Origin of the sequence: Inquilinus ginsengisoli (genome assembly GCF_031453975.1) — a bacterium.
Classification (GTDB): domain Bacteria; phylum Pseudomonadota; class Alphaproteobacteria; order DSM-16000; family Inquilinaceae; genus Inquilinus; species Inquilinus ginsengisoli_A.
Genome location: NZ_JAVDPW010000013.1, coordinates 141,094 through 166,857 on the forward strand (window position 1 = coordinate 141,094; position 25,764 = coordinate 166,857).

Below are 25,764 nucleotides of genomic sequence, written 5' to 3' on the forward strand. Positions count from 1 at the left end.
TCCATGCCAGGCGGCGCTTCGCGATGGCGGGGAAGGATCAGGTCCGTTCGGGGAGGGCCGGTGAGCCGGCCACGGCCCGGACCCGTCCCCGTGTGTTGACCACGACCACCCCGGCGATCGCCACCGCGCCGCCCAGCAGGGTCTGCAGCCCCGGCACCTCGCCCAGCAGCGGTATGGCCATCAGGGTGGCGACCGGCGGCACCAGATAGAGGAAGTTCGCCGCCCGCGCCGCGCCGAAATGGCCCAGTGCGATGGTCCAGGTGGCATAGCCGATCGCCGCCGGCAGCACCCCGAGCGCGACCACCGCGGCGACCGTGATGCCGCTGGCCCCGGACAGCTCGTCCGCCGCCTGCGGCAGCCAGGGCGACAGCAGCACCGCCCCGGCCAGCAGGGTGTAGGCGGTGCAGGCCAGGGCGCCGTGCCGCGCGATCAGCGGCTTCTGGACCACGACGTAGACCGCCATGCACAGGGCGGCGCCCGCCACCAGGCTGGCCCCGGCGCCAAAGGACAGGCCGCCGGGCTGGCCCGAGGCGATCAGGGAAATGCCGGCGAAGCTGACCAGCGTCCCAGCCCAGCCCCGCGCACCGAAGCGTTCGCCCAGCACCAGCAGGGCCAGGAGGGCGGTGATGATCGGGGCGGTGTTGACGATGAAGCTGGCGGCGCCGGCGGCCACGGATTGCTCGCCGGTGTTCAGCAGGATGTTGTAGGCGGCGATGCCGATCAGGCCGCAGGCCGTGAAGCGCAGCCCATCGGCCAGGGACGGAAGCGCCGGGCGCCGCCAGGCCAGCCAGCCCAGCACCAGCAGCGCGGCGACCGCGAAGCGGGCGGAGGCCAGCGGGATCGGCGCCAGCTCGCGCAGCGCCAGGCGGATGGCCGGAAAGGCCGAGGCCCAGGACAGCACGGTCACCGCCACGGCGGCATGGGCAAGGGGGGCGCGGAAGGTCACGGCGGCACCGGGGCGGTTGGAGGCCGTCCGTTCTGGCACGCGCCGGGCTGTTGACATATGGCACCGATCGAGAGCGAGCTGTGCATATGGATCACAGCTCTCCACGCCCGGAACGCCCGCCGCTGGATGGCCTGGACACCGTCTGCGTCGTCGCCCGCCACGCCTCCTTCAGCGCTGCGGCGGAGGCGCTGGGCCTGACCCATGGCGCGGTCAGCCGGCGGGTCGCGGCGGTCGAGGCCTGGCTCGGCCTGCGCCTGTTCGAACGCCACGGCCGGGGCGTGCGCCCGACCCCGGACGGCCAGCGCTTCCTGGCGCGGGTCGAGGCGGCGTTCCGGCTGATCGACGACGCGGCCGACCGCTGGCGCCCGCGGCGCGGGCCGGAGGTGGTGCGGATCAGCGTGGTGCCGGGCTTCGCCAAGCTCTGGCTGTTCGGGCGGCTGGCCGCGCTGGAGCAGGGCGTGCCGCCGCTGCGGATCGAGATCGCGGTCGAAGGCCGCAACGCCGATGTCGAGCGTGGCGAGGTCGACCTGGCGGTGCGCTACGGCGCCGGCGGCTGGCGCAATGTCGCGGTGGCGAAGCTGCTGCCGGAACGCCTGTACCCGGTGGCGCATCCCGACCTGGCGCGCCGGCTGGGCTCCGCACCGGAGGCGCTGCTGCAGGCGTCGCTGCTGCATGATTCCGACGCCACCGGCTGGCGCGCCTGGTTCGCGGCCTGCGGCATCGCGCTGAAGCCGCGGTTGCAGGACCGGCGCTTCGAGGACTACACGGTGGTGCTGGCGGCGGCCGGGGCCGGTCTGGGCGTCGCTCTGGCGCGGGCGCCGTTCTCGGACCGCGCGGTGCAGGACAACGGCCTGGTGCGGGTCGGCGAGCAGGAGGTGCCGAACCCGCTCGCCTACCACTTGCTGACCCGGCCGGGCGAGGCCCGCCCGGCGGCCGGGGTGCTGGCCGACCGGATGATGGCCCTGGCGAGCCGGACCTAGCGGCGACGGCCGAGCCGGATCTTTCCCTATTCTGCCGGCTGTTTCCTGGCGACCGCGCTCATCAGGTCGAAATCGCCGCCGAGCACGGCATCCAGCCGCCCGCTGCGCCAGCCGCCGGTGACATCGCGCACCAGTGGCGATGTCCCGTCGCGGTAGCGGCGCACGATGGTCGCCGTGCCCGGCAACGCGGCCAGCCGCTTGCTGGCGGCGTCGTATTCCCTGCCGTCCGGCAGGTCCTGATCCGGGCCGGCAGCCACCGAGACGCGGGCCACGGTGCGCTGGCTGCTGTCCGGGGCGGGGTCCTCGAGGACGTGCAGGCCATTCTCGCCGGCCAGGATGCGAAACGCCCCGAAACCGGTGATGTGCAGAATGGGCCGGCCCTTGCCGCCGGGCGCGGCGTATTCCAGCAGCTGCATATGGCGCCGGTCGGCCCAGCCGCGATACATGTCGGTCAGCCTCCGGCACCACTGGTCCGCATGGCTGCTGCCACCGCCGGCGTCGAGGGCGGGTTCGATGCGCAGCAGGGCATCGATGGGCGCGCCGGCGGCGAGATCGTCGAGACCCCCGCGCAGATTGTAGAGCTGCAACGCCAGCCGCGACGCCAGTTCCCGGGACGCCCGTTGCGCAGCCCCGGCGGTGTGTGCGTAGCGCCCGTCCAGCCTTTCGCCGGTGCGGGCGGCCTCCCGGATGCGATCCATCAGTGCCAGGCGAGAGAAGACGGCGTGGCGGTCGTCCCGCGACCAGATGTCGGGATCGGCGAGTTCGGACCGCAACCTGTCGCCCAGCGCGGCCCATTCCGGGCCGTCCATCTCCTGGCGAATGGCCAGCCAGCTGGCGTCGAGGAAGGCCCGTTCGGCCTGGGAGCCGTTCGGCCGCAGCATGATCGCCGGCAAGGACAGCGCGTCGTCGAGTTCGGTGTCCGCCAAGGCCTCGCCTGCAGGCTGGGCGTCGGGGTCGACGAACTCCACCTGGATGGCCTTGCCGTCCGAGCGCACGAACAGGAACTGGTCCCCTTCGGGGAACCGGTGCTCCACCAGGGTGGCGGCCAGGGGGGCCAGGACGAGCTGGTCGATGGCGCGTTTGAGCGGCCGGGCGCCCATCTCCGGCGTGAAGCCGCGGTCGAGCAGGAATTCGATGGCGCCCGCTTCCCATTCCACCGCCCAGCTGCGTTCGCGCAGGCCCCGGCGCTCCTGCACCTGGGCGAGCTCCTTGTGCAGGATGTTGCGCATCAGCTCGCGCGACAGCGGGCGGAACACGATGATCTTGTCCAGCCGGTTGACGAATTCGGGGCGGAAGGTCCGGCCGATGGTGGTCAGGACCTGGTCCTCGCCATAGGCCTGCGGGTTCGACAGGAAGCCGAAGCTCTGCCGGCGATGGGCCGTCGCTCCGAGATTCGAGGTCAGGATGATGAAGCTGTGGCGGAAATCGGCTTCGCGCCCATCCGCATCGCTCAGGCGACCGTCGTCGAAGATCTGCAGGAACAGGTCCCAGCAGTTGGGATGGGCCTTCTCGAATTCGTCGAGCAGGATCACGCAGAAGGGCTGCTTGCGGACGCGCGCGATCAGCGAATCGGTGTCGCCCTGGCCGCCCGTGCCGAGGATCTTGCCGGTGGACTCCGCCGTCTGGAACTCGCTCATGTCCAGCCGCGCCATCCGGTCGGGCGCGCCGAACAGGAAGGAGGCGAGCGTCTTGGCCAGCTCGGTCTTGCCCGTGCCGGTCGGGCCGGCCAGAAGGAAGACGCCGATGGGGCGGCTTGGATCGGTCAGGCCGGCCTTGAGCATGGCGATGCGGTCGACCACCGCCTGCACCGCCTCGTCCTGGCCGATGACGCGGCTGCTGAAATAGTCGCGGATGGTGGCCAGTTCCACGCGCTGGCTGGTGTCGAGGATCACCGACGGCAGGCCGGAGATCTGCGACAGGGTGGCGATCACGCTGGCCGCGGTCAGCGTCTCTTCACCGGCATGCACCGAGCGGGCGGTGGCGCGCTTGAGAAGTTCCAGGACGGCACCGGGCAGCTGGCCGTTGCCGAGATAGTGCTGGGCAAGCTCCATGGTCGTGGTGACGGCCTGCTCCGACACGGTCACGCCGACGGTGTCGGCAATGCGCCGGCCGAGTTCCGTCGTCAGCTCCAGCGTCTGGCCTTCATTCATCGGCTCCAGCGCGACGGTCTCGATCACCGAACGCAGCGAAGGGTAGGCCTGGAACAGCCGCATCGCGGCCGCCTGCCCGGTTTCGCCCACCACGATCAGGTCGCCGGCCACCAACGCCGGCATGATCTGGTCGAGGATGCTGGCCGCCTGCCCTCTGTGGGTGCCGCTGCCGGCGAGCTGGCCGAGGTCGCGCACATACCAGACGATCTTGCGGCGGGCATGCAGCGCCTCGACCAGCTGGCGGATCCGTCCTTCGAGCTGGCCGATATACATCTGGCCGGCCATCAGTTCGTGGCCGCTCGCCATGAACAGCTGCCAGCCGGCGTCGTGCAGCCGCATGCCGAGCAGGCGCAGGAACGAGCTCTTGCCGATGCGCGGGGGGCCGCTGACCAGGACCGAGCGCGGACGCGGCGCGGAGATCGCGGTTTCGGCGACGGAAAGCTGCTCCTGCCAGACGGCAGGCGAGATCAGGAACCGGTCGTCCTCGTCCTCGCTCCACAACCTGCCGACGCCGGAAAGGAAGCCGCGGTCGATCCGCGTATCCTGCCAGGTCCTGAGCTCCTCGAGCAGGCGCGCGGCGAAGGGGTGCTGGATCTTATGCAGCAGGGTCCGGACGGGTCCGAGGTCGGGATCGGCATACCGGCCGAGGAGAGCGCCGAAGCTCGGGGTGTCGCCGAGTTCGGCGCTGCGGTTGAAATAGGCCTCGAAGAAGCGGGGGATGACCGGGTTGCGCTCCCACCACTCCGGGACGGCCATCACCACCTGCCCGATGAGAGGGCGGGGATCGAGCGTGGTCAGGAACCGCAACGCATCGGGCAGGACGAAGGGGCGCGTGTGCGGCACGTGCCGCAGCACCGCCTCGGCCAGCGATTGCCGGTCCGGGTGGTCCTGCAGCACCGTGAATGCGGCGCAGGCGAGTGGCCAGTTGGGGCCCAATGCGTGGTGATGCAGCAGGTCGAAATCGGCATCCGGGCGCCGCATCGCGTCGAGAGCCACCTGGAACTCCGGGATACCCAGCAATTCTCCCGGATTGCGGATCTCCTCGCCCTTATCGGCCAACCCCTGGCTGAGCTGCTGGAGGATGGCGGCCGCCGTCGTCGCTGGCCCGGGTGCGGCGACCGCATCCGCTGGGTCCGTTGCCTCAGGTCCGGGGACCGGTTCGGGGGCGTGCGACGTGCGGGACGCCTCCGGCTTCAACCGCATCACAAGGCTGGACAGGATGCCGCCCACGGCACCGGCGAGAAGGGCGTACAGCAGCAGGTCGGACATGGGCGAGTCGTCGTCAGGGAACCGGCGGACTCACTCCGCCGGTAAACCGGGCGTTTGGCAAGAGGGCGTTCCGGCTGTGACGCGCCCGGCCTACCCCTCGCGCCCGACCCTACCCTGCGCGGACCGCCTGCAGCAGGGCGGTGGTGGCGAAGCCGTCGGGGATCTGGCCCTTCGACACCTGCCAGCCACGGATCGCCTTGCGCGTCGCCGGGCCCAGCAGGCCGTCCGGCGTGCCGCCGGTGGAGAAGCCCTTGGCCTCCAGCAGCGTCTGCAGTTCGATCACCTCGTTGCGCGACAGCGGCTGTTCGTCCCGCGGCCAGGCCCCGGCGATCGGGCCGCCGCCGGCCAGCCGGTCGGACAGGTGGCCCACCGCCAGCGCATAGCTGGTGGAGGCGTTGTACTTCATGATCACGCCGAAGTTCGGGCCGACCAGGAAGGCCGGGCCGCGGGCGCCGGCGGGGGTGATCACTGAGGCGTCGCCCAGCGCCGGCAGGGTGCGGCCGGACACTGGCTTCACGCCCATCGCCGCCCATTGCGCCACCGGCAGTTTGGTCGTCAGCTCCGCCACCGAATAGTCGAAGCCGGGCGGCAGCGTGACCTCGACGCCCCAGGGCTGGCCGCGCTGCCAGCCGGACTGGGCGAGGTAGTTGGCGGTCGACGCCATCACGTCGGGGATGCTGCCCCAGATGTCGCGGCGGCCGTCGCCATCGGCGTCGACCGCGGAACTCAGGAACACCGAGGGCAGGAACTGGGTGTTGCCCATGGCGCCGGCCCAGGAGCCGAGCATGCGGTCGCGGCTGATGTCGCCCTGCTGCAGGATCTGCAGCGCGGCGTACAGCTCGGTCTTGGCGAAATCCTGGCGCCGCCCCTCATAGCCCAGGGTGGCCAGGGCATCGATGATCTCGATGTTGCCGAAATTCTGGCCGTAATTGCTCTCGATCCCCCAGATCGCGACGATGACCTGCTTCGGCACGCCGTAGCGCTGCTCGGCCGAATTGGCGGCCGAAGACCACTGCGCCAGCATCGCCTGGCCGTTGCGGATGCGGTCGGGCGACACGGCGCTGTCGAGATAGGTCCACACCGATTTGGTGAACTCCGACTGCGACTGGTCGGAATCGATCACCTTGGGCAGGAACTGCACCGTGTCGAAGGCGGTGGCCAGGGTGGCCTGGCTGATGCCGCGGCCGGCGGCCTCGGCGCGGAACGCCGCGACCCATTGCTGGAAGCCCTGGGCGTCCGACAGGGACGACGTCGCCGGCGTGCCGCCCGGCACCGGGGTCGGCACGACCGTCTGGCTCATGCCCGAGGTCTGGCACCCGGCCAGCAGCATCGCCGCGCCCAGGATCGCCATCCGCGTGGTCATCGACATGGGCCTCTCCGCAATTTCCGAATCAGTGGGTGAAGGTCGCGGCAAAGCGGCCGGAGATCAAGGCCGGAAGGCATCGGATGTTGCCTTTCTTGCGAATCATTCTTATCTGCCCTACAGCTTGCGGCGGCCATGGGGCCCCGAAGTCGAGGAGACAGCGAGACATGGCCAGGCTGAAGGCCGAGGCGCGGATCCGGCTGGACGCGCCCGGTCCGATCATCTCCCGCCTCTGCGCCGCCCTGGCGCGGCACGAGGTCGAGGTCAGCGAGGCGGCGGGGTCCGGCCGCGCCGTGCTCGGCGCCGGCGTCGCCACCATGCGGGCCGAGCCCGGCCTGATGGTCCTGGCGGCGGAGGCTGAGGACGAGGCGGCGCTGGTCACGGTGAAGATGGCCCTGGCCACCCATCTGCTGGAGCTGGCGGCCGAAGCGCAGATCGTCTGGACCGGCGATGCCGCCGCGGTGGCGCGGCCGCCGAACTTCCGCGAGATGCGGGTGCTGGGCGCCTCCGCGGTTACGCCGCATATGCGCCGGGTGACGCTGGCCGGGCCGGACCTCGCCCGCTACGCCTCGGGCGGGCTGCATGTGAAGCTGCTGATCCCGCCGGCCGGGATGGTCGCGCCGGAATGGCCGGTCATGGGTCCGAACGGCCTGCCGGTGTGGCCCGCGGGCCCGGCGCGGCCGGCGCTGCGCACCTACACCATCCGCCGCATCGACGTGGCCGCCGGGCGGGTCGACATCGATTTCGCCCTGCATGGCGACGAGGGCCCGGGCAGCGCCTGGGCCGAACGGGCCCAGCCGGGCGACCTGGTCGGCATGCTCGGCCCCGGCGGCGGCACCGTCGGCGCCGCCGACTGGTATCTCCTGGCCGGCGACGAGACGGCGCTGCCGGCGATCGGCCGCATCCTCGAGACCCTGCCGTCCGACGCGCGCGGCCACGCCTTCGTCGAGGTCGCCGACGCGGCGGAGGAGCAGGCGCTCGTCCGCCCGCCGGGGGTCGAGCTGGTCTGGCTGCACCGCCGCGGCGCCGCGGCGGGCACCACCACCCGGCTGCAGGATGCGGTGCGCAGGGTGGCCTGGCCGCGCGACGGTGGGCGGGTCTTCGCCTGGGCGGGCGTGGAGTTCGATTCCTTCCGGACGCTGCGGGCGCATTGGCGCGAGGATCACGGCCTCGACAAGAGCCGCCACCTCGCCGTGGCCTATTGGCGTCGCGGCAAGGCCGAAGGCGAGTTCGACAAGCGCGGCGACGCCTGAAAGGCATCCCCCGCCGCCATAAGGGACCAAATGTCCCAGCCGGCCGACAGGCTGTGACGGCTGTGACAAACCCTGGCACAGTTCTGCGACAGACGGATCGTAACCTCCCAGGACTCGGCGCGCAGGCGGCGATCCCTCCGTGCGCGGCCAGTCGTAGTGACGGAGCTGTCCATGGCTGTCGAACTCAATATCAATGGTCGGACCGAACGGATCGAGGCGCCGCCGGAGATGCCCCTGCTGTGGGCGCTGCGCGACGAGCTCGGGCTGGTCGGCACCAAATTCGGCTGCGGCGCGGGGCTGTGCGGCGCCTGCACCGTGCATCTCGACGGCGCGGCGGTGCGCGCCTGCCAGACCGCGATCGGCGATGTCGGCCCCTCGAAGATCGTCACCATCGAGGCGATCGGCGACACCGACATCGGCGCCCGGCTGCAGCAGGCCTGGCTCGCGCTCGATGTGATGCAGTGCGGCTACTGCCAGGCCGGGCAGATCATGTCCGCCGCGGCGCTGCTCAACACCAAACCAGCGCCCGACGAGACCGACATCGACGACGCCATGGCGGGCAATCTGTGCCGCTGCGGCACCTACACCCGCATCCGCGCCGCCATCCTGAAGGCGGCAGAGCGGAAGGCGGCGGCAGGGGGGGCCGGCTGATGGGCCACGTGCTTCCGGAGACCGGTATCGGCCGGCGCGCCTTCCTCAAGACCTCGCTGCTGGTCGGCGGCGGGCTGCTGATCGACGTGACCCTGCCGGGGTTGGCCACGGCCGATGACGGGCAGGGCGGAACGCTCGGCGCCTTCATCGCCATCGCGCCGGACGGGCGGGTGACGATCACCGGCAAGAACCCCGAGATCGGGCAGGGCATCAAGACGTCGCTGTCGATGATCATCGCCGACGAGCTCGACGTCGACTGGGACCAGGTCACCGTGGTCCAGGCGATGGCGGACCAGGCCGTCTACGGCACCCAGATGGCCGGGGGCAGCCAGGCCACGCCGACCAACTGGATGCCGATGCGCCAGATCGGCGCCGCGGCGCGGGCGCTGCTGGTCGCGGCGGCGGCGCAGCGCTGGGGCGTCCCGGCCGACAGCGTCACCACCCGGTCCGGGCGGCTGCTGCACGCCGCCAGTGGGCGCAGCCTGGGCTATGGCGAGATCGCGTCGGCGGCCGCGGCGCTGCCGGCGCCCGACCCGAAGACGCTGACGCTGAAGGACCCGGCGGCGTTCCGCATCATCGGCCAGCCGACCGGCGGCTGCGACAGCCCGCGCGTCGTGCGGGGCGAGCCGATCTTCGGCATCGACACCCGGCTGCCCAACATGCTGTACGCGGTGCTGGAGCGCAGCCCGGTGTTCGGCGGCACGCTGAAATCGGCGAATGCCGAGGCGGCGCTGGCCCGGCCCGGGGTGAAGCACGTCGTCACCGTCAAGGGCAACGGCCGGCCCGAAAGCCTGGTCGACGGCGTCGCCATCCTGGCCACCAACTGGTGGCTGGCGAACCAGGCGCGCGACGCGCTGCAGGCCGAATGGGACGACGGGGCCGGCGCGGCGCAGAGCACCGAGGCCTATGACGCCCAGGCCAAGGCGCTGCTGGACGGCAAGCCGCAGGGCGAGAACTATCGCGCCGGCGATGTCGACGGCGCCCTGGCCGGGGCCGCGCGGCGGATCAGCGCGGACTACGCCTACCCGTTCCTGTCGCATGCGCCGCTGGAGCCGCAGAACTGCACGGCGCTGTTCCAGGACGGCAAGCTGGAGCTGTGGGCCCCGACCCAGATGCCGGAGCGCGGGCGCGGCCTGGTGGCCGACGCGCTGGGCCTGAAGCCCGATGCCATCACCATGCACATGCCGCGCATCGGCGGCGGCTTCGGCCGGCGGCTGATGAACGACTATGTGGTCCAGGCGGCGGCGATCGCGCAGCAGGTGCCCGGCACGCCGGTCAAGCTGCTGTGGAGCCGGACGGAGGACATCCAGCACGACTTCTACCGCCCCGCCGGCTGGCACCGCTTCACCGCCGGCTTCGACGCCGACAACAAGCCGGTGGCCTTCAGCAACCACTTCGTGACGCTGACGAAGGGCGGCAAGCCGACCTCGGGCGGCGAGTTCGACTTCCAGGAGCTGCCGGCGCTGCTGGTGCCGAATCTGCTGTTCGCCCAGTCCGGCATCGACAGCGTGGTGCCGACCTGCCCGATGCGGGCGCCGCGCTCGAACGCCCTGGCCTGGGCGTTCCAGTCCTTCCTCGACGAGGTGGCGGTCGCGGCCGGCACCGACCTGCCGGGCCTGACGCTGGGCCTGCTGGGCGAACCGCGGTTGCTGCCGTTGCGCGAGGGGTCGCGGACCCCGTTCCACACCGGCCGGGCCCGCGGCGTGATCGAGAAGGTGCTGGCGATGGCGGATTGGACCACCAAGCCGGCCGCCGGCAGCGCCAAGGGCTTCGCCTTCTACTTCTGCCACCAGGGCTATTTCGCCGAGGTGGTCGAGGCCGCGGTGGCGCAGGACGGCACGGTGCGGGTGCCGCGGGTCTGGGTGGCGGGCGACATCGGCAGCCAGGTCGTCAACCCGTCCGGCGCGCTGAACCAGGTGCGGGGGTCGGTGATCGACGGGCTCGGCCAGGCGCTCGGGGGGCTGGCGATCCGGCTGACCGGCGGCCGGGTCGAGCAGGAGAATTTCGACACCTATCCGCTGCCGCGGACCCCGGGGCTGCCGGAGATCGAGGTCGAGTTCGTGACCACCGAATTCCCGCCGACCGGCCTGGGCGAACCGGCGCTGCCGCCGGTGATCCCGGCGCTGTGCAACGCCATCTTCACGGCGACGGGCAAGCGCATCCGCCAGCTGCCGATCGACACCGCCGGGTTCAAGCGCCCGGCATAGGGCCAAACGGAAAGGGGCGGCCCGAAGGCCGCCCCTTGTCGTGTCCGCCGAAGCGCGAGCCTCAGTTGGCGTCGGCCTGGCGCTGCTCGTCGCGCGGCAGCTCGGCGCCGGTCTGCTGGTCGATGAACTTCATCGACAGCTTGATCTTGCCGCGGTCGTCGAAGCCGAGGACCTTGACCTTGACCTCGTCGCCGACCTTCAGCACGTCCGCCACCTTGGCGACACGGCCCGGCCGCATCTCCGAGATGTGGACGAGGCCGTCGCGGCTGCCCAGGAAGTTGACGAAGGCGCCGAAATCGACCGCCTTCACCACCTTGCCGCTGTAGACCTTGCCGACCTCGGGCTCGGCGACGATGCCCTTGATCCAGTTGATCGCCGCCTCGGCCGCCGTCTCGTCGACCGCCGCCACCTTGATGGTGCCGTCGTCCTCGATGTCGATCTTGGCGCCGGTGGTCTCGGTGATCTCGCGGATCACCTTGCCGCCGGTGCCGATGACTTCGCGGATCTTGTCCTTCGGGATCTGGAAGGTGGTGATGCGCGGGGCGTTCTTGTTGACCTCGCCGCGGGCACCCGCCAGCGCCTTGGCCATCTCGCCCAGGATGTGGACGCGGCCTTCGCGGGCCTGCTCCAGGGCGATCTTCATGATCTCCTCGGTGATCGAGGTGATCTTGATGTCCATCTGCAGGCTGGTGATGCCCTGCTCGGTGCCGGCCACCTTGAAGTCCATGTCGCCGAGGTGATCCTCGTCGCCCAGGATGTCGGTCAGGACGGCGAAGCGGTCGCCTTCCTTGATCAGGCCCATGGCGATGCCGGCCACCGGGCTGGACAGCGGCACGCCGCCATCCATCAGCGCCAGGGACGTGCCGCAGACCGTCGCCATCGAGGACGAGCCGTTGGACTCGGTGATCTCCGACACCACGCGGATGGTGTAGGGGAACTGCTCCTTCGACGGCAGCACCGGGTGGATCGACCGCCAGGCCAGCTTGCCATGGCCGATCTCGCGGCGGCCGGGGCTGCCCATGCGGCCCGCTTCACCGACCGAATAGGGCGGGAAGTTGTAGTGCAGCATGAAGTTTTCGCGGTACTCGCCCTCGAGCGCGTCCACGATCTGCTCGTCCTGCCCGGTGCCGAGGGTGGTGACCACCAGCGCCTGGGTCTCGCCGCGGGTGAACAGGGCCGAACCATGGGCCCGCTTCAGCACACCGACTTCGGCGACGATCGGGCGGACCGTCTTGGTGTCGCGACCGTCGATACGCAGGCCGGTGTCCAGCACGTTGCCGCGGACGATGTCGCTCTCGAAATCCTTGAACACCTTCGAGCCGACGGCCAGCTCGGCGTCGTTGCCCTCGAGCAGCGCCAGCGCCTTCTGCTTCACCGCGTCGACGGCGGCATAGCGATCCTGCTTGCGCACGATCTTGTAGGCGTCGCGCAGCTCGCCGGCGACGCTCTGGAACTTGCCGCGGACGGCACCGACCTCGGCCGGCTCCTCGGTCAGGGCCCAGGGCTCCTTGGCGCACAGCTCGGCCAGCTCGATGATCGCCTGGATCACCTCACGGGCGGCGGCGTGGCCGAACGCGACGGCGCCCAGCATGATCTCCTCGGTCAGCTCGCTGGCCTCGGACTCGACCATCAGCACGCCTTCGGTCGTGCCGGCGACGACGAGGTCCAGCTTGCTCTCGGCGGTCTGGGCGATCGTCGGGTTCAGGATGTACTGGCCGTCGATGTAGCCGACGCGCGCGGCGCCGATCGGGCCCAGGAACGGGATGCCCGAGATGGTCAGGGCGGCGGAGGCGCCGACCAGGGCCGCGATGTCAGGATCATTCTCCAGATCGTGGCTCAGCACCGTGGCGACGACCTGGGTCTCGTTGCGGTAGCTCGGGTGGAACAGCGGGCGGATCGGGCGATCGATCAGGCGGCTGACCAGCGTCTCGTTCTCGGACGGGCGGCCTTCGCGCTTGAAGAAGCCGCCCGGGATCTTGCCGGCGGCGAACGCCTTTTCCTGGTAGTTCACGGTCAGCGGGAAGAAATCGAACTTCGACTTCTGCTTCGAGCCGACCGCGGTGCAGAGCACGACGCTCTCGCCATAGGTGACCAGCACGGCGCCATCGGCCTGCCGGGCGATCTTGCCGGTCTCGAGGATCAGCTTGCGGCCGCCCCAGATGATCTCTTTGCGATAGATGTTGAACATCGCTTTTCCTTCCTCGGACACCCCGTGCCTTGATGTGCCTATCGGGGTCGGGCCGCTCCACGCCGGGCCCGGGGGCGAAATACGACAAGCGCCGCCGGCACGGATGCCGGCGGCGCTGATGTCACGAAACGGAATCTTCGTCTGGTGCTGGACCGCCACGAACCTTCGCCGCGGATGGCCGCATGATCGGTGGGAACCCGATCATCTGGCGACCCGGGCAAAGGCAGTGGACCGGCATGCGTCGGATCAGCGGCGCAGGCCGAGGCTCTTGATGATCGTCTCATAGCGCGCCACGTTCTTGCGCTTGAGATAATCCAACTGGCTGCGGCGGCGGCCGACCATGATCAGCAGGCCGCGGCGGCTGTGGAAATCCTTGGGATGGGTCTTCAGGTGTTCGGTCAGGTTCGTGATGCGCTCGGACCAGATGGCGATCTGCACTTCCGGCGAACCGGTGTCCCCGGCCTTGGGGGCATAAGTGCCAATGACCTCTTGTTTGCGCTCCGGCGTAATCGACATCGTGGTCTCCTAATCAGAGGTTGAGGATGCGCACCGGCCGGATCTCGCCGCCGTCGATGCGGGCCAGGGCCACGGGAGTGTTCCCGCAGGTGGCCAACACGATGGCGTCCGGGTTGTCCGGATCGAGATCGAGGGCGGCGATCCGCTCCCGATCCGAGCGTCGTAGCAGCGCGACCGGTTGGCCGTGCCGCATCCGATGCGCTTCAGCTTCCGTCAAGGCCACCGCCGGGATGTCGTCCAGCGGGGTCGCGATCGGAAGCAGAATGCTGTCGAGGGCCGATTGCTCGGCCAGCGCGTCGATATGCGCCAAGGGGACCGACGCGTCAAGGCCGAAGGGCCCGACTCGCGTGCGGCGCAATGCGACGATGTGTCCCACCGTGCCAAGGGCCAGCGCGATGTCGCGGGCCAGGCCGCGCATATAGGCGCCCTTGCCCGACTGGACGTCGAAGGTGGCGTGGTCGGCATCGGGGATCTCGGCCAGGCGCAGGTCGTCGATCCGGATCAGCCGGGCCGCCAACTCCACCGTCTCGCCGCTGCGGGCCAGGTCGTAGGCGCGCTCGCCATCGACCTTGATCGCGGAATAGGCCGGCGGCACCTGGCTGATCTCGCCGATGAAGCGGGGCACGATCGCGGCGATGGCGGCCGGGTCGGGCCGGACGTCGCTGGTCGCGGTGACCTTGCCCTCGGTGTCGTCGGTGTCGCGCGCCTCGCCCCAGCGCACGGTGAAGCGGTAGGTCTTCTCGCCGTCCATGGCGTAGGACACCGTCTTGGTCGCCTCGCCCAGGGCGATCGGCAGAATGCCGCTGGCCAGCGGGTCCAGGGTCCCGGCATGGCCGGCCTTCTCGGCGTCGAACAGCCGGCGGATGCGGCCGACCACCTGGGTCGAGGTCACGCCGACCGGCTTGTCGACCACCACCCAGCCATGGACCGGGCGGCCCCTTTTCTTACGCGCCATCGGTGTCGTCCGTCCTGTCCTTCGACGGCTCTTCGTCGTCGTCGGTCAGGTCGCGGGCGATCACGTCCCGGTGCATCAGCGTGTTGATCTTCTGCGCGTAGTCGAACGAGGTGTCGGCCTGGAAGCTCAGCTGCGGCGTGTGGCGCAGCCGCACGGTCTTGGCCACCTGGCCGCGCAGGAACGATGCGGCCCGGCGCAGCGCCGGCAGCACGGTGTCCATCTTTTCGCCGTTCAGCGTGGTGACGAAGACGACGGCATGCTTCATGTCCGGGCTGGGGCGGACTTCGGAGACGGTGATCGAGATGCCGGCAAGGTCGGGGTCGTGCAGCTCGTCCCGCATCAGGATGGCGGCGATGGAATGGCGCAGCTCCTCGCCGACGCGCAGCTGGCGTTGGCTCGGGCCTTGGGGAGTGGTGTGTCGCATGGGGTCGTTCTCAAAACGCCGCGGTCCGGCAGTGATGCCGGACCGGGGGGAAGGATCCATCCGCCACCGACCGAGGGTAAGCCCGATCGGCGGCGGTGGTGCAGGAAATCAGGAAGCCCGGCCTTACAGCTGGCGGATTTCCTCGACCAGTTCGAAGCACTCGATGACGTCGCCGGTGCGCATGTCGTCGTAATTCTCGAAGGCCATGCCGCATTCGTAACCTTCGCGGACTTCGCGGACTTCGTCCTTGAAGCGCTTGAGGGTCTTCAGCGTGCCTTCATGCATCACGACGTTGTCGCGCAGCAGGCGGACACCGGCGCCGCGCTTGACCACGCCGCTGGTGATCATGCAGCCGGCGACCTTGCCGACCTTGGTGATGTTGAAGACTTCGCGGATCTCGGCGTTGCCGATGTAGTTCTCGCGCATCTTCGGCGCCAGCAGGCCGGTCAGGGCCGCCTTCACGTCGTCGATCACGTTGTAGATGATCGAGTAGTAGCGGATCTCGACCCCATCGCGCTTCGCCATTTCGCGCGCCTGCGGGTTGGCGCGGACGTTGAAGCCGATCAGCATGGCCCCGGTCGATGCGGCCAGGGTGACGTCGCTTTCCGTGATCGCGCCGACCGCGGAATGCAGCACCCGGACCTTCACCTCGAGATTGTCGCCGGCAACCTTCTCCAGCGACCCGGCGATGGCTTCGACCGAACCCTGCACGTCACCCTTGATGATGACCGGCAGCTCCTTCGCCTCGCCTTCGCGGATCTTCTCGAACATCTGCTCGAGCGAGCCGCGCGCGGTGGCGACGTGAGAGGCCTCGCGCCGCTTGCGGGTCCGGAACTCGGTGATCTCGCGGGCCCGGCCTTCGCTGTCGACGACGACGAAGTCGTCACCGGCCAGCGGCGTGCCGTTCAAGCCCAGCACCTCGACCGGCTGGGCGGGCCCGGCCGATTTCAGGTTCTGGCCGCGGTCGTCGAGCAGGGCGCGCACGCGGCCCCATTCGCCGCCGGCGACGAAGATGTCGCCGACCTTGACGGTGCCGCGCTGGATCAGGACGGTCGCGACCGAACCGCGGCCGCGCTCCAGCTTCGCCTCGATCACCGAGCCTTCGGCCGGGCGGTCGGGGTTGGCCTTGAGGTCGAGCACTTCGGCCTGCAGCAGGATGGTCTCGACCAGCTTGTCGAGGCCTTCGCGGGTCTTGGCCGACACCGGAACGTCCAGCGTCTCGCCGCCCATCTCCTCGACCACGATCTCGTGCTGCAGCAACTCGGTGCGCACGCGCTCGGGCTTGGCGTCGGGCAGGTCGATCTTGTTGATCGCGACGATGATCGGCACGCCAGCGGCGCGGGCATGACGGATCGCCTCGACCGTCTGCGGCATGACGCCGTCATTCGCGGCGACCACCAGGACGACGATGTCCGTGGTGTTGGCGCCGCGGGCGCGCATCTCGGTGAAGGCGGCGTGGCCCGGCGTGTCGATGAAGGTGACGCGCTGGCCGGATGCGACCTGAACCTGATAGGCGCCGATGTGCTGGGTGATGCCGCCGGCTTCGCCGGACACGACATTGGTGTGCCGCAGCGCATCGAGCAGCGAGGTCTTGCCGTGGTCGACATGGCCCATGATGGTAACGACCGGGGGCCGCGGCTGGAGATGCTCCGCCTCGTCCTCGTCGCCCCGCAGGCCGATCTCGACGTCGGATTCGGCCACGCGTTTTACCTTATGTCCAAATTCCGCCACCACCAGTTCGGCCGTGTCGGCATCAATCGACTGGGTGATCGTCGCCATCACACCCATGCGCATCAGCGACTTGACGACGTCGCCGCCACGCTCGGCCATGCGGTTGGCCAGCTCCTGCACAGTGATGACCTCGGGGATCACCACCTCGCGGGAGAACTTCTCCTGGTTCTGGCTCAGCTGGGCCAGACGCTCGCGTTCGCGGGCCCGGCGCATCGCCGCCAGGCTGCGGCCGCGGGTCTCGCCGTCGTCGCTCAGGGCCTGGACCACGGTCATCTTGCCGGAGCGGCGCTTCGGCTCGGACTTGCCCGGGCCGGGTGCACGCCGGGGCGGGCTGGGCGGCGCACCGCGGCCGGGCAGGGCGCCACGGCCAGCAGGGGCCCCGCGACCACCGCCAGCCTTGCGGCGCGGATCTTCCTCGTCATCGGCCGTGGCCGCGACGCGGGCGCCGGGCACCTCGGCCGGGGCACGGGCGGCGGCCGCCTGGCCGGACCGGTCGGCCACAGCCTTGCGGCGGGCGTCCTCGGCGGCGCGCTCGCCATCGCGGCGCTTCTGCTCCTCGTCGAGCAGGAAGCGTTCCTCGGTGATCTTGCGCTTGGCCTCGTCCTCGATCGCGTTGAGCTCTTCGAGCTCGCGGCGACGCAGGGATTCGGGATCCAGCGGGGCGGCCGGCTCGGGCGCCGCCGTCTCGACGGGCGCAGCCGAGTCCTCGACGAACTCCTGCTCGGGCTCGTCCGGCAACAGGCGCCGGGCTTCCTCCTCGCGCAAGGCCCCCTGCAGGGCGCGTTGCCGCGCCTCGCGTTCGGCCTGCGACAGGACCCGCCCACCGGCACCGCCACCACCGCCGCGGCCGCTGCGGCCAGGCTGGCCGCCGCCTTCGGCCGCACGCCGGGCTGCGGCGCCGCCATCGGCCAGGGCCGTGTTGGTGCCGCCGCGCTGGCGCTTGACCTCGACGGTCACCGCCTTCGAACGGCCGTGGCTGAATTGCTGGCGCACCTGTCCTGAATCGCCCGGCTTCCCGCTAAGGGTCAGCTTCGGCTTGGCACTGCCCAGCGACAGCGTCTTGCGATCTTGTTCCTTGCTATCCGTCATATCGTCCAGCGTGATCCGCCGCTATCCCTGTACAGAGAAGGCCGGCGCGGCATTGGATGCCTCGTCGACCACACCACGTCCAGCCGGTCCGTCGGCTCGACCACGAATTCCGTCCAACCGCAGCGCTTCCGCGAGCAGCCGTTTCGACAACCCACCGCGCGCTACCGCGGCATGTACCATTCTGTCCCGGGCAAAGGCCATCCCCAGCGTATCCGCAGAGAACGTCTCCACCAGGCGAGGTTGCGACGGGATCGACGAAGCCAGCGCGGCCAACTTGCCCCGCCCGTCCATGGCGCCGTCAGACGCCCCGAGCAGGACCGCGACGCGACCCTCGACCAGCCAAGCATGCACTTTCTCATATCCGGCCACCGCCTGTCCCGCGCGGCGTGCCATTCCGATGAGATCGATGCAGTTCCGAAACAGCAGGGCCTCGACCCGTTCGACCAGATCGTCGGGCACCTTGACCGATTCCCGCGCCGCCCGGGCGAACAGCTTCTTGGTCACCGCCCGCTGCAGCGCCGCGCGGTCGGCCGCGACCCACAGTCCCCGGCCCGGCAGCTTCTCGGCCAGATCGGGCACGATCTCCCCCTCAGGGCCGACGACGAAGCGAATCAGCTCCGCCTTCGGCCGCACGGCGGCGGTCGCGATGCAGCGGCGCAGCGGCCCGTTCGCGTCGGGCTCGGCCGCGTCGTCGTCCGGGGGAAGGGTGGTCGTGTCGCTCAGGCCTTGGTCTCCTCCTCGAACCAATGGGCCCGCGCCTGCATGATCAGGGCGTTGGCCTCATCGAGCGAGATTGTCTTTTCGCCGAGCGTCTCGACCAGCTCGTCGCCGGCCAGGTCCGCCAGGTCGTCCAGCGTCTTCACGCCGGTCTCGGCCAGCTTGACCAGGATCGCCGGCGTCAGCTGCTCGATCGCGGCCAGGTCGTCGGTGACGCCCAGCTCGCGGTAGCGTTCGGTCAGCTTGCGGTCGCGCTCCTCGAGCCAGCGCAGCGCGCGCTGCTGCAGCTCGCCGGCCACGGTCTCGTCGAAGCCTTCGATCTCCGCCAGCTCGTCCAGCGGGGTGTAGGCGATCTCCTCGACCTGGCGGAAGCCTTCGGCCACCAGCAGATGGGCGATGACGTCGTCGACGTCCAGGGCCTCCATGAACAGCTCGCTGCGCGTCCGGGTCTCTTCCTGGCGGCGCTCGCTCTCCTCGGCCTCGGTCAGGATGTCGATGTCCCAGCCGGTCAGCATCGAGGCCAGGCGGACATTCTGGCCGCGGCGGCCGATCGCCAGCGACAGCTGGTCGTCCGGCACCACCACCTCGATGCGGTTCTGGGTGTCGTCGAGCACGACCTTGGCGACCTCGGCCGGGGCCAGCGCGTTGACCACGAAGGTGGCGGGATCCGACGACCACGGAATGATGTCGATCTTCTCGCCCTGCAGTTCGCCGACGACGGCCTGGACGCGGCTGCCGCGCATGCCGACGCAGGCGCCGACCGGGTCGATCGAGCTGTCCTTCGAGATCACCGCGATCTTGGCGCGGCTGCCCGGGTCGCGGGCCACCGACTTGATCTCGATGATGCCGTCATAGATCTCCGGCACTTCCATCGCGAACAGCTTGGCCATGAACTGGCCATGGGCGCGGGACAGGAAGATCTGCGGGCCGCGGGCTTCCTCGCGGACGTCGTAGATGTAGGCACGGACGCGGTCGCCGACCTTGAAATGCTCGCGCGGCAGCAGCTCGTCGCGGCGGATGACGCCCTCGGCGCGGCCGAGATCGACGGTGACGTTGCCGTATTCGACGCGCTTGACCGCGCCGTTGACGACCTCGTCGACCCGGTCCTTGTATTCCTCGAACTGGCGGTGACGCTCGGCCTCGCGCACCTTCTGCACGATGACCTGCTTCGCCGTCTGCGCGGCGATGCGGCCGAAATCGATCGGCGGCAGGTCGTCGATGACGAACTCGCCGACCTTCATGGTCGGCCAGCGCTTGGCGGCGTCGGGGGCGGCCAGCTGGGTGGCCTCGTCCTCGACAGTCTCGACGATCTGGCGATAGCGGCGCAGCTCGATCTCGCCGGACTTGCGGTTGATGTGGGCACGAATGTCGTGCTCATGGCCGTATTTGGAGCGACCGGCCTTCTGGATGGCCTGCTCCATGGCGGTCAGCACCTCGTCGCGATCGATGCTCTTCTCGCGGGCCACGACATCGGCAACATGAAGGAGTTCCATGCCTTGGGCGTTCCTATGCGTCTTGTGCGTCAGGCTGCGGGGCAGCGGCTGCCGCAACGGCGGCGGCCTGCTCGGCTTCCGCCGCAGCGGCTTCGATCAGGGCGTCGGTGAGGATCAGCTTCGCGCGCTGGATCTCGGCGAAGGGCACCTGAACCACCTCGTCCTCCTTCTCCGGGCGAAGCAGCACCGCCTCGCCCTCGACCCCGGTGAGGGTACCGCGGAACCGCTTGCGGCCGGCGACGGCGATCCGGGTCTCGATCCGCGCCTCATGGCCGAGGAAGCGTTCGTAGTCGGCGGGCTTGGTCAGCGGGCGGTCGATGCCGGGCGAGGAGACCTCGAGCGTGTAGGCGCTCTTGATCGGATCCTCGACGTCGAGGATCGCCGACACGGCGCGGCTGATGTCGGCGCAATCCTCCACGGTCATGCCCTGGCGGTCGACCCGCTCGGCCATGATCTGAAGCTGCGGCCGATGCTCGCTGCCCATCATCAGGACGCGCACGACCTCATAGCCCATCGCTTCCAGCGACGGTGCCACGATCGCGCGCACTTGATCCACTTGCGTCATTCTCTCCGGCATTCCCCGCGTCCAGAGCCATGGAAAGCCGTCACCACAACAAAAAAGGCGGGCCGCAGCCCACCCTAATCGACCGATCGACCGAATAACATTCGAGCCGAACGCTATGGGTAACTGCGGTGATATATAGCGATCCACCCGCAATACGCAACCCGATTCGCGTCTAGTTTCGCGCGTGGCGCCGGAATCGCAGGTAGTAGGGGCGTCCGTGCAGCGCCTTCTGCTCGTATCGGGTCGGCGGCCAGTCGTCCGGGCGCTCGCGCCAGTCACCCGGACCTTGTGCCGTCCAAGTGAAAGCCGGGTTGCGGCGGACACGCTCCAGCGACCAGTCGAGCAGCGGGGCGTCGTCGGTGGCGATGCGCAGCTCGCCGTCATCGCGCAGCAGGCGGGCCAGGTCGGCCACGGTGGCGTCCTGGATGAAGCGCCGGCTGCTGTGGCGCGCCTTCGGCCAGGGATCGGCAAACAGCAGGAAGATGCGGGAGATCGACCCGTCCGGCAGGCGGTCGAGCAGCGGCCGGGCGTCGTCGGCCCACAGCCGCACCATGTCCAGCCCTTCGCCCGCGACGGCCGCCAGCAGGGTCGACATGCCGTTGATGTAGGGCTCGCAGCCGATGATGCCGACATCGGGGTGGTGGCCGGCCTGCCAGGCCAGGTGCTCGCCGGCGCCGAAGCCGATCTCGACCCAGACCTCGCGGGCCGGGCGCGGGAACAGCGACAGGGGGTCGAGCGCCCCGCCATCCGCGGGCAGCGCGACCGTCAGCTGCGGCAGCAGGGTCTCGATCAAAGCGGCGCGGCCGGCGCGGAGCTTTCGCCCCTGGCGCCGGCCGTGGAAGTTGCGGCGCTTCGGGGAGGTCCCCTCGGCGCCGTCCGTCTCGGTCATGGGATCAGAAGGCCGAGCGAAGCTCGTCCACCAGGTCCGTCCGCTCCCACGAGAAGCCGCCATCGGCCTCCGGGGCGCGGCCGAAATGGCCATAGGAGGAGGTGCGGGCATAGATCGGCCGGTTCAGGCCGAGATGGGTGCGGATGCCGCGCGGGCTGAGGTTGACCAGCTGCTGCAGCACGTCCGACAGCTTGTCCTCGTCGACCCGGCCGGTGCCCTGGGTGTCGATGTAGACCGACAGCGGATGGGCCACGCCGATGGCGTAGCTGAGCTGGATGACGCAACGGTCCGCCAGTTCGGCCGCGACCACGTTCTTGGCCAAATACCGCGCGGCGTAGGCGGCCGAACGGTCGACCTTGGTCGGGTCCTTGCCGGAGAAGGCGCCGCCGCCATGCGGGGCCGCGCCGCCATAGGTGTCGACGATGATCTTGCGGCCGGTCAGGCCGGCATCGCCGTCCGGGCCGCCGATGACGAAGCGGCCGGTCGGGTTGACGTAGAAATGCGGCTCGTCGCACATCCAGCCCTCGGGCAGGACGGACAGGACGTAGGGCCGCACGATCTCGCGCACCTCGGCCTGGTCCAGGCCTTCGGCATGCTGGGTCGAGACCACGACCGAGGTCGCGGCGACCGGCTTGTGGTTCTCGTACCGCAGCGACACCTGCGCCTTGGCGTCGGGGCCGAACTGGGGCGCGCGGCCGGAATGGCGCGCGTCGGCCAGGTTCTTGAGGATCTGGTGCGAGAACTGGATCGGCGCCGGCATCAGCGCGTCGGTCTCGCGGCAGGCATAGCCGAACATGATGCCCTGGTCGCCGGCGCCTTCATCCTTGTTGCCGGCGGCGTCGACGCCGACCGCGATGTCGGCCGACTGCTGGTGCACCAGCACCTCGACCTTGGCGTTGCGCCAATGGAAGCCGTCCTGCTCGTAGCCGATGTCGCGCACGGCGTCGCGGGCGGCCTGCTCCAGCAGGTCAGGGGTGATCGAGGCCGGACCGCGGACTTCGCCGGCGATCACGACGCGGTTGGTGGTGGCCAGCGTCTCGACGGCGACGCGCGCCTCAGGGTCGGCGCCCAGGTACAGATCGACGATGGAATCGGAAATCCGGTCGCAAACCTTGTCGGGATGACCTTCCGCGACGGATTCGCTGGTGAAGATGTAATTGCCTTTGGCCACGTCGAACCCCTGGGCTGCCCTGAAGGGAAAGTTGCGGAAAATATCGTGCGACGGCGACCGGTCTTTTCGCAGGGGTGCGGCATGCGGTCAAGGGGAGCTGCAATCAGCCTCGGCCGCCGGGGGAGGCAAAGCGCGCCGGAGCCTCAGGTTTCGCCGTCGGTGCCGGCCTCGTCGGTGCGGGCGCCGGACATCGCCTTGAGCAGGTCGAGCACGCGGCGCCGGGTGGCGTGGTCCTCGACCCGGTAATAGGCGCGGATCAGCTCCAGCGTCTCGCGCCGCTGCATCGGGTCCGGCCCGGCATCATAGGGCTCGGCCTCGTCGGCCAGGCCCTGCGGCAGTGTCCCGGCGATCGGCGGCGCATCCTCGAAGAAGAAGTCGACCGGCACCTCGAGCACCCGGCTCAGCTGGTGCAGGCGGCTGGCGCCGATGCGGTTCGAGCCGTGCTCGTATTTCTGGATCTGCTGGAAGGTCAGGCCGACCGCTGTCGCCAGCTTGGCCTGGCTGAAGCCCAGCAGGGTCCGGCGCAAACGGATGCGGCCGCCGATATGCACGTCCAACGGGCTGGGCTCGTCGTTCCGGGGACGACCGCGGGGCCGTTTCGGGGCGTCGAAGGCGGCCACATCATCTCCGCAGCAATTCGCAAGGGGCCGAGTGCGATCGTTTCGCGAGGCGCGCATCCTAAGGCCCCTGGCCGGGCAACTTCAAGGCGGTGATCGCGCTCCGCTCCGCTGGGTTATTGCTGTGGTGCGGTGCGCCAGGCCCGGCCGGCCAGCAGGCCGGCCAGCAGCAGCAGCCAGAAACCGGCCTCGCCCCAGCGGGCATAGGGCGTCGCCGGCAGGGCGGCGGGCAGGGCGGCGTCGAGGATGCCCTGCTGCCCCAAGGCGATCTCGCCCTTCACCCGGCCATAGGCGTCGATCACGCCGCTGACGCCGGTGTTGGCGGCGCGCACCAGCGGCAGCCCTTCCTCGACCGCGCGGGTGAGGGCGATGGCGAAATGCTGGTGCGGGCCGCTGGTCAGCCCGTACCAGCCGTCATTGGTGACGTTCAGCATCCAGCCCGGCCGGGCGCCCGCCGGGTCCAGCACTTCGCCGGGGAAGATCGCCTCGTAGCAGACCATCGGGCTGACCGGCGGCAGGCCCGGCAGGTCCAGCGTCCGCGGCCCGGGGCCAGCGGTGAAGTCGACCGAGCCGGCGGTGATCTTCTCGACCCCGAACCGGGCCAGGAAGGCGTGCAGCGGCACGTATTCGCCGAACGGCACCAGATGCGCCTTGTCGTAGCTCGACAGGACCGTGCCGGTGCGGTCGATCGCGAAGACGCTGTTCCAGATCTCCAGCGGCTCGCTGCCATAGGGGGTGGCGCGGACCGCGCCGACCAGGGCCAGCGCGCCGGGCGGCAGGATGGCGCCGAGCGCCTGCTGCGCCCCGGGGTCCCAGGACAGCACGCCGGGCACCGCGGTCTCGGACCAGATCACGGCGCTGACCTTGTCCAGCCCGGGGGCCTGCGACATCTCCAACTGCTGCCGGAAGTTGTCGCGCATCTTCTCGCCGGACCATTTGTCGGCCTGGGCGATGTTCGGCTGCACCAGGCGCAGGGTCACGCCGGGCACCACGGCGCCGTCGTCGCCGGCCAGGCGCCAGCCGCCCCAGGCGGCGATCGCGACGAACAGGGCGATGCCGGCGGCGGTGGCGGCCAGCCCACGGCGGCGCGGCCCGACCAGGGTCGCCGGCAGGGTGGCGGCGGCGACGGTCAGCAGGCTCAGGCCATAGATCCCGACCACCGAGACGCCCTGCAGCACCGGCAGCCAGCCGACCCAGCCATAGCCGATGAGATTCCAGGGGAAGCCGGTCAGGACATGGCCGCGCAGCCATTCGGCCAGCGCCCAGGTCGCGGCCAGGGCCAGGGGACCGCCCCAGCCGATCCGGTTCAGCCGGTGGAAGGCGAAGCCGGCGAGGCCGGTGAACAGGCCCAGCAGCGCCGGCAGCCCGGCCATGGCGAAGGGGATCAGCCAGAAGAAGCGCGGATCGACCGTCAGCGCCCAGGACACCCAGTACAGGCCGGGCACGAAGAAGCCGAAGCCGAAGGCCCAGCCGGTCAGGAAGGCGGACCAGCCGCCGCGGGCGCTGGCCAGCAGCCAGTACAGGCCGGGGAAGGCGATCCACAGCAGCGGCACGGCGTAGAGCGGCGGCACCGACAGGCTGGCGATGGCGCCCAGCAGCACCGCGGCGCCGAAGCGGCGCCAGCGCGCCAGCCCGGCGAAGCCGGCGGCGATCCTGGCGATATGGTGCGGGACGGGCTCTCCCGCCGCCGGCTCAGGCAGCGTCGGCGCCGCCCTTGCGGCGGATGCGGAGGCGTTTGATCCGGCGCGGATCGGCATCGATCACCTCGAACTCGAACCCCTTGGGGTGGGTCAGCAGCTCGCCCCGTGCCGGAATCCGCCCGGCCAGGGCGAAGACCAGGCCGCCGAGCGTGTCGATGTCGTCGCGCTCATCCTCCTCCAGCACCGCGCCGACCTTGGCCTCGAAGGCCTCGATCGGCAGGCGGGCGTCGGCGATCAACGTGCCGTCGGGCTTCTCGACCAGCTGCGGCGGCTCGTCGATGTCGTGCTCGTCCTCGATCTCGCCGACGATCTCCTCGACCAGGTCCTCGATCGTGATCAGCCCGTCGATGCCGCCGAACTCGTCGATGACAAGCGCCATGTGCTGGCGCTTCTCGCGCATCTGCAGCAGCAGGTCGAGCACCGGCATCGACGGTGCGACGATCTGGACCGGGCGCAGGATCTCGGTCAGCGACTTCGGCGCGTCGCCGTCGCCGCCGCGGGCCCGGCTCAGGGCCGAGACCACGTCCTTGACGTGGATCATGCCCAGCGCGTCGTCCAGGTTGTCGCGGTAGACCGGCATGCGGCTGTGGGCCTCGCGCGCCAGGATGTCCAGCACGCCGGGCAGCGGGGTGTCGACCTCGACCCCGACGATGTCGGCGCGCGGCACCATCACGTCGATCGCGGTGCGGCCGCGCAGCCGCAGGATGTTGCCCAGCAGCACCCGCTCATGACGGGCGACCGAGGCGTCGTCCTCGCCCTCCTCGCCATCCTCGATCAGCTCCTCGATGGTCTCGCGCCAGGCGTCCTCGCTCTTGCCGCGCAGCAGGCTGCGCAGCCAGCTGCGCAACGGACCGGATTCGGAGCTGCGGGAAGGTCGACCGGAAGGGGAG

The 25,764-nt window shown here is 70.2% G+C and carries 20 protein-coding genes; 4 read left to right on the forward strand and 16 right to left on the reverse strand.

The features are described from left to right. Nucleotides 1–37: 37 nt before the first annotated feature. A complete protein-coding gene (locus E9232_RS31080; protein ID WP_309800910.1) occupies nt 38–946 on the reverse strand; it encodes a DMT family transporter in 909 nt (302 codons plus the stop codon). A gap of 86 nt (nt 947–1,032) precedes the next feature. Between E9232_RS31080 and E9232_RS31085 the strand changes: the two genes are divergently transcribed. After that, nucleotides 1,033–1,926 (forward strand): LysR substrate-binding domain-containing protein, encoded by an 894-nt coding sequence (locus E9232_RS31085; RefSeq protein WP_309800911.1) that lies wholly within the window; start codon nt 1,033–1,035, stop codon nt 1,924–1,926. A 26-nt stretch (nt 1,927–1,952) separates the two neighbouring features. On the opposite strand, the gene E9232_RS31090 is transcribed toward E9232_RS31085, so the two are convergent. Beyond that, a complete protein-coding gene (locus E9232_RS31090) occupies nt 1,953–5,345 on the reverse strand; it encodes an AAA family ATPase (protein WP_309800913.1) in 3,393 nt (1,130 codons plus the stop codon). Between the two features lie 109 nt (nt 5,346–5,454). After that, nucleotides 5,455–6,714, reverse strand: a complete 1,260-nt coding sequence (locus E9232_RS31095) for a lytic murein transglycosylase (RefSeq protein WP_309800915.1) — start codon at nt 6,712–6,714, stop codon at nt 5,455–5,457. Nucleotides 6,715–6,875: 161 nt separating this feature from the next. Between E9232_RS31095 and E9232_RS31100 the strand changes: the two genes are divergently transcribed. From E9232_RS31100 to E9232_RS31110, 3 genes are all read left to right on the forward strand, one after another. Beyond that, the gene (locus E9232_RS31100) at nt 6,876–7,961 is read left to right on the forward strand and encodes a DUF2218 domain-containing protein (RefSeq protein ID WP_309800917.1); all 1,086 of its coding nucleotides are present in this window, start codon (nt 6,876–6,878) and stop codon (nt 7,959–7,961) included. Nucleotides 7,962–8,132: 171 nt separating this feature from the next. Continuing rightward, on the forward strand, nt 8,133–8,612 hold the full coding sequence (locus E9232_RS31105) for a (2Fe-2S)-binding protein (RefSeq protein WP_309800919.1): 480 nt from the start codon (nt 8,133–8,135) through the stop codon (nt 8,610–8,612). Beyond that, nucleotides 8,612–10,819, forward strand: coding sequence for a xanthine dehydrogenase family protein molybdopterin-binding subunit (locus E9232_RS31110; protein ID WP_309800920.1), 2,208 nt, complete (start codon nt 8,612–8,614; stop codon nt 10,817–10,819). The genes E9232_RS31105 and E9232_RS31110 overlap by 1 nt, the downstream gene beginning before the upstream one ends. Before the next feature lie 61 nt (nt 10,820–10,880). On the opposite strand, the gene pnp is transcribed toward E9232_RS31110, so the two are convergent. The 13 genes from pnp to E9232_RS31175 all read right to left on the reverse strand — a co-directional run bounded on the left by pnp (nt 10,881) and on the right by E9232_RS31175 (nt 25,721). Further along, on the reverse strand, nt 10,881–13,007 hold the full coding sequence (gene pnp, locus E9232_RS31115; RefSeq protein WP_309800921.1) for a polyribonucleotide nucleotidyltransferase: 2,127 nt from the start codon (nt 13,005–13,007) through the stop codon (nt 10,881–10,883). 246 nt (nt 13,008–13,253) lie between these two features. Next, nucleotides 13,254–13,523, reverse strand: coding sequence for a 30S ribosomal protein S15 (gene rpsO / locus E9232_RS31120; RefSeq protein ID WP_309800923.1), 270 nt, complete (start codon nt 13,521–13,523; stop codon nt 13,254–13,256). A 13-nt stretch (nt 13,524–13,536) separates the two neighbouring features. Beyond that, on the reverse strand, nt 13,537–14,478 hold the full coding sequence (truB, locus tag E9232_RS31125; protein ID WP_309800924.1) for a tRNA pseudouridine(55) synthase TruB: 942 nt from the start codon (nt 14,476–14,478) through the stop codon (nt 13,537–13,539). Then, nucleotides 14,468–14,902: a 30S ribosome-binding factor RbfA gene (gene rbfA / locus E9232_RS31130; protein WP_309800925.1), complete on the reverse strand. Its 435-nt coding sequence runs from the start codon at nt 14,900–14,902 to the stop codon at nt 14,468–14,470. Before rbfA ends, truB begins: the two co-directional genes overlap by 11 nt. 123 nt (nt 14,903–15,025) lie before the next feature. Further along, nucleotides 15,026–17,722, reverse strand: coding sequence for a translation initiation factor IF-2 (gene infB / locus E9232_RS31135; protein WP_309800927.1), 2,697 nt, complete (start codon nt 17,720–17,722; stop codon nt 15,026–15,028). Nucleotides 17,723–17,743: 21 nt separating this feature from the next. Continuing rightward, nucleotides 17,744–18,469 carry an RNA-binding protein gene (locus E9232_RS31140; RefSeq protein WP_309800928.1) on the reverse strand — a complete coding sequence of 242 codons (726 nt, stop codon included), beginning with the start codon at nt 18,467–18,469 and terminating at the stop codon, nt 17,744–17,746. Continuing rightward, nucleotides 18,442–19,932, reverse strand: a complete 1,491-nt coding sequence (gene nusA / locus E9232_RS31145) for a transcription termination factor NusA (protein ID WP_309800929.1) — start codon at nt 19,930–19,932, stop codon at nt 18,442–18,444. Before nusA ends, E9232_RS31140 begins: the two co-directional genes overlap by 28 nt. 13 nt (nt 19,933–19,945) lie before the next feature. Further along, entirely contained in the window at nt 19,946–20,497 is a 552-nt protein-coding gene (rimP, locus tag E9232_RS31150) for a ribosome maturation factor RimP (RefSeq protein WP_309800931.1), read from the reverse strand. Nucleotides 20,498–20,669: 172 nt separating this feature from the next. Next, on the reverse strand, nt 20,670–21,386 hold the full coding sequence (gene trmB / locus E9232_RS31155; protein WP_309800932.1) for a tRNA (guanine(46)-N(7))-methyltransferase TrmB: 717 nt from the start codon (nt 21,384–21,386) through the stop codon (nt 20,670–20,672). A gap of 4 nt (nt 21,387–21,390) precedes the next feature. Beyond that, nucleotides 21,391–22,557: a methionine adenosyltransferase gene (metK, locus tag E9232_RS31160; protein WP_309800934.1), complete on the reverse strand. Its 1,167-nt coding sequence runs from the start codon at nt 22,555–22,557 to the stop codon at nt 21,391–21,393. A gap of 143 nt (nt 22,558–22,700) precedes the next feature. Next, nucleotides 22,701–23,114: a helix-turn-helix domain-containing protein gene (locus tag E9232_RS31165; RefSeq protein WP_309800936.1), complete on the reverse strand. Its 414-nt coding sequence runs from the start codon at nt 23,112–23,114 to the stop codon at nt 22,701–22,703. Nucleotides 23,115–23,290: 176 nt separating this feature from the next. Beyond that, complete coding sequence (gene lnt / locus E9232_RS31170) at nt 23,291–24,931, reverse strand: apolipoprotein N-acyltransferase (protein WP_309800938.1); 1,641 nt, start codon at nt 24,929–24,931, stop codon at nt 23,291–23,293. After that, entirely contained in the window at nt 24,867–25,721 is an 855-nt protein-coding gene (locus tag E9232_RS31175) for a hemolysin family protein (RefSeq protein WP_309800940.1), read from the reverse strand. Before E9232_RS31175 ends, lnt begins: the two co-directional genes overlap by 65 nt. Between the last annotated feature and the right edge of the window lie 43 nt (nt 25,722–25,764).

Coding starts and splice junctions, on each gene's coding strand:
- E9232_RS31085 (WP_309800911.1), top strand. CDS start 1,033: ATGGATCACAGCTCTCCACGCCCGGAACGCCCGCCGCTGGATGGCCTG.
- infB (WP_309800927.1), bottom strand. CDS start 17,722: ATGACGGATAGCAAGGAACAAGATCGCAAGACGCTGTCGCTGGGCAGT.
- E9232_RS31110 (WP_309800920.1), top strand. CDS start 8,612: ATGGGCCACGTGCTTCCGGAGACCGGTATCGGCCGGCGCGCCTTCCTC.
- E9232_RS31105 (WP_309800919.1), top strand. CDS start 8,133: ATGGCTGTCGAACTCAATATCAATGGTCGGACCGAACGGATCGAGGCG.
- rimP (WP_309800931.1), bottom strand. CDS start 20,497: ATGACGCAAGTGGATCAAGTGCGCGCGATCGTGGCACCGTCGCTGGAA.
- pnp (WP_309800921.1), bottom strand. CDS start 13,007: ATGTTCAACATCTATCGCAAAGAGATCATCTGGGGCGGCCGCAAGCTG.
- trmB (WP_309800932.1), bottom strand. CDS start 21,386: ATGACCGAGACGGACGGCGCCGAGGGGACCTCCCCGAAGCGCCGCAAC.
- truB (WP_309800924.1), bottom strand. CDS start 14,478: ATGGCGCGTAAGAAAAGGGGCCGCCCGGTCCATGGCTGGGTGGTGGTC.
- nusA (WP_309800929.1), bottom strand. CDS start 19,932: ATGGAACTCCTTCATGTTGCCGATGTCGTGGCCCGCGAGAAGAGCATC.
- rbfA (WP_309800925.1), bottom strand. CDS start 14,902: ATGCGACACACCACTCCCCAAGGCCCGAGCCAACGCCAGCTGCGCGTC.
- E9232_RS31100 (WP_309800917.1), top strand. CDS start 6,876: ATGGCCAGGCTGAAGGCCGAGGCGCGGATCCGGCTGGACGCGCCCGGT.
- E9232_RS31095 (WP_309800915.1), bottom strand. CDS start 6,714: ATGTCGATGACCACGCGGATGGCGATCCTGGGCGCGGCGATGCTGCTG.
- E9232_RS31090 (WP_309800913.1), bottom strand. CDS start 5,345: ATGTCCGACCTGCTGCTGTACGCCCTTCTCGCCGGTGCCGTGGGCGGC.
- rpsO (WP_309800923.1), bottom strand. CDS start 13,523: ATGTCGATTACGCCGGAGCGCAAACAAGAGGTCATTGGCACTTATGCC.
- lnt (WP_309800938.1), bottom strand. CDS start 24,931: ATGCCGATCCGCGCCGGATCAAACGCCTCCGCATCCGCCGCAAGGGCG.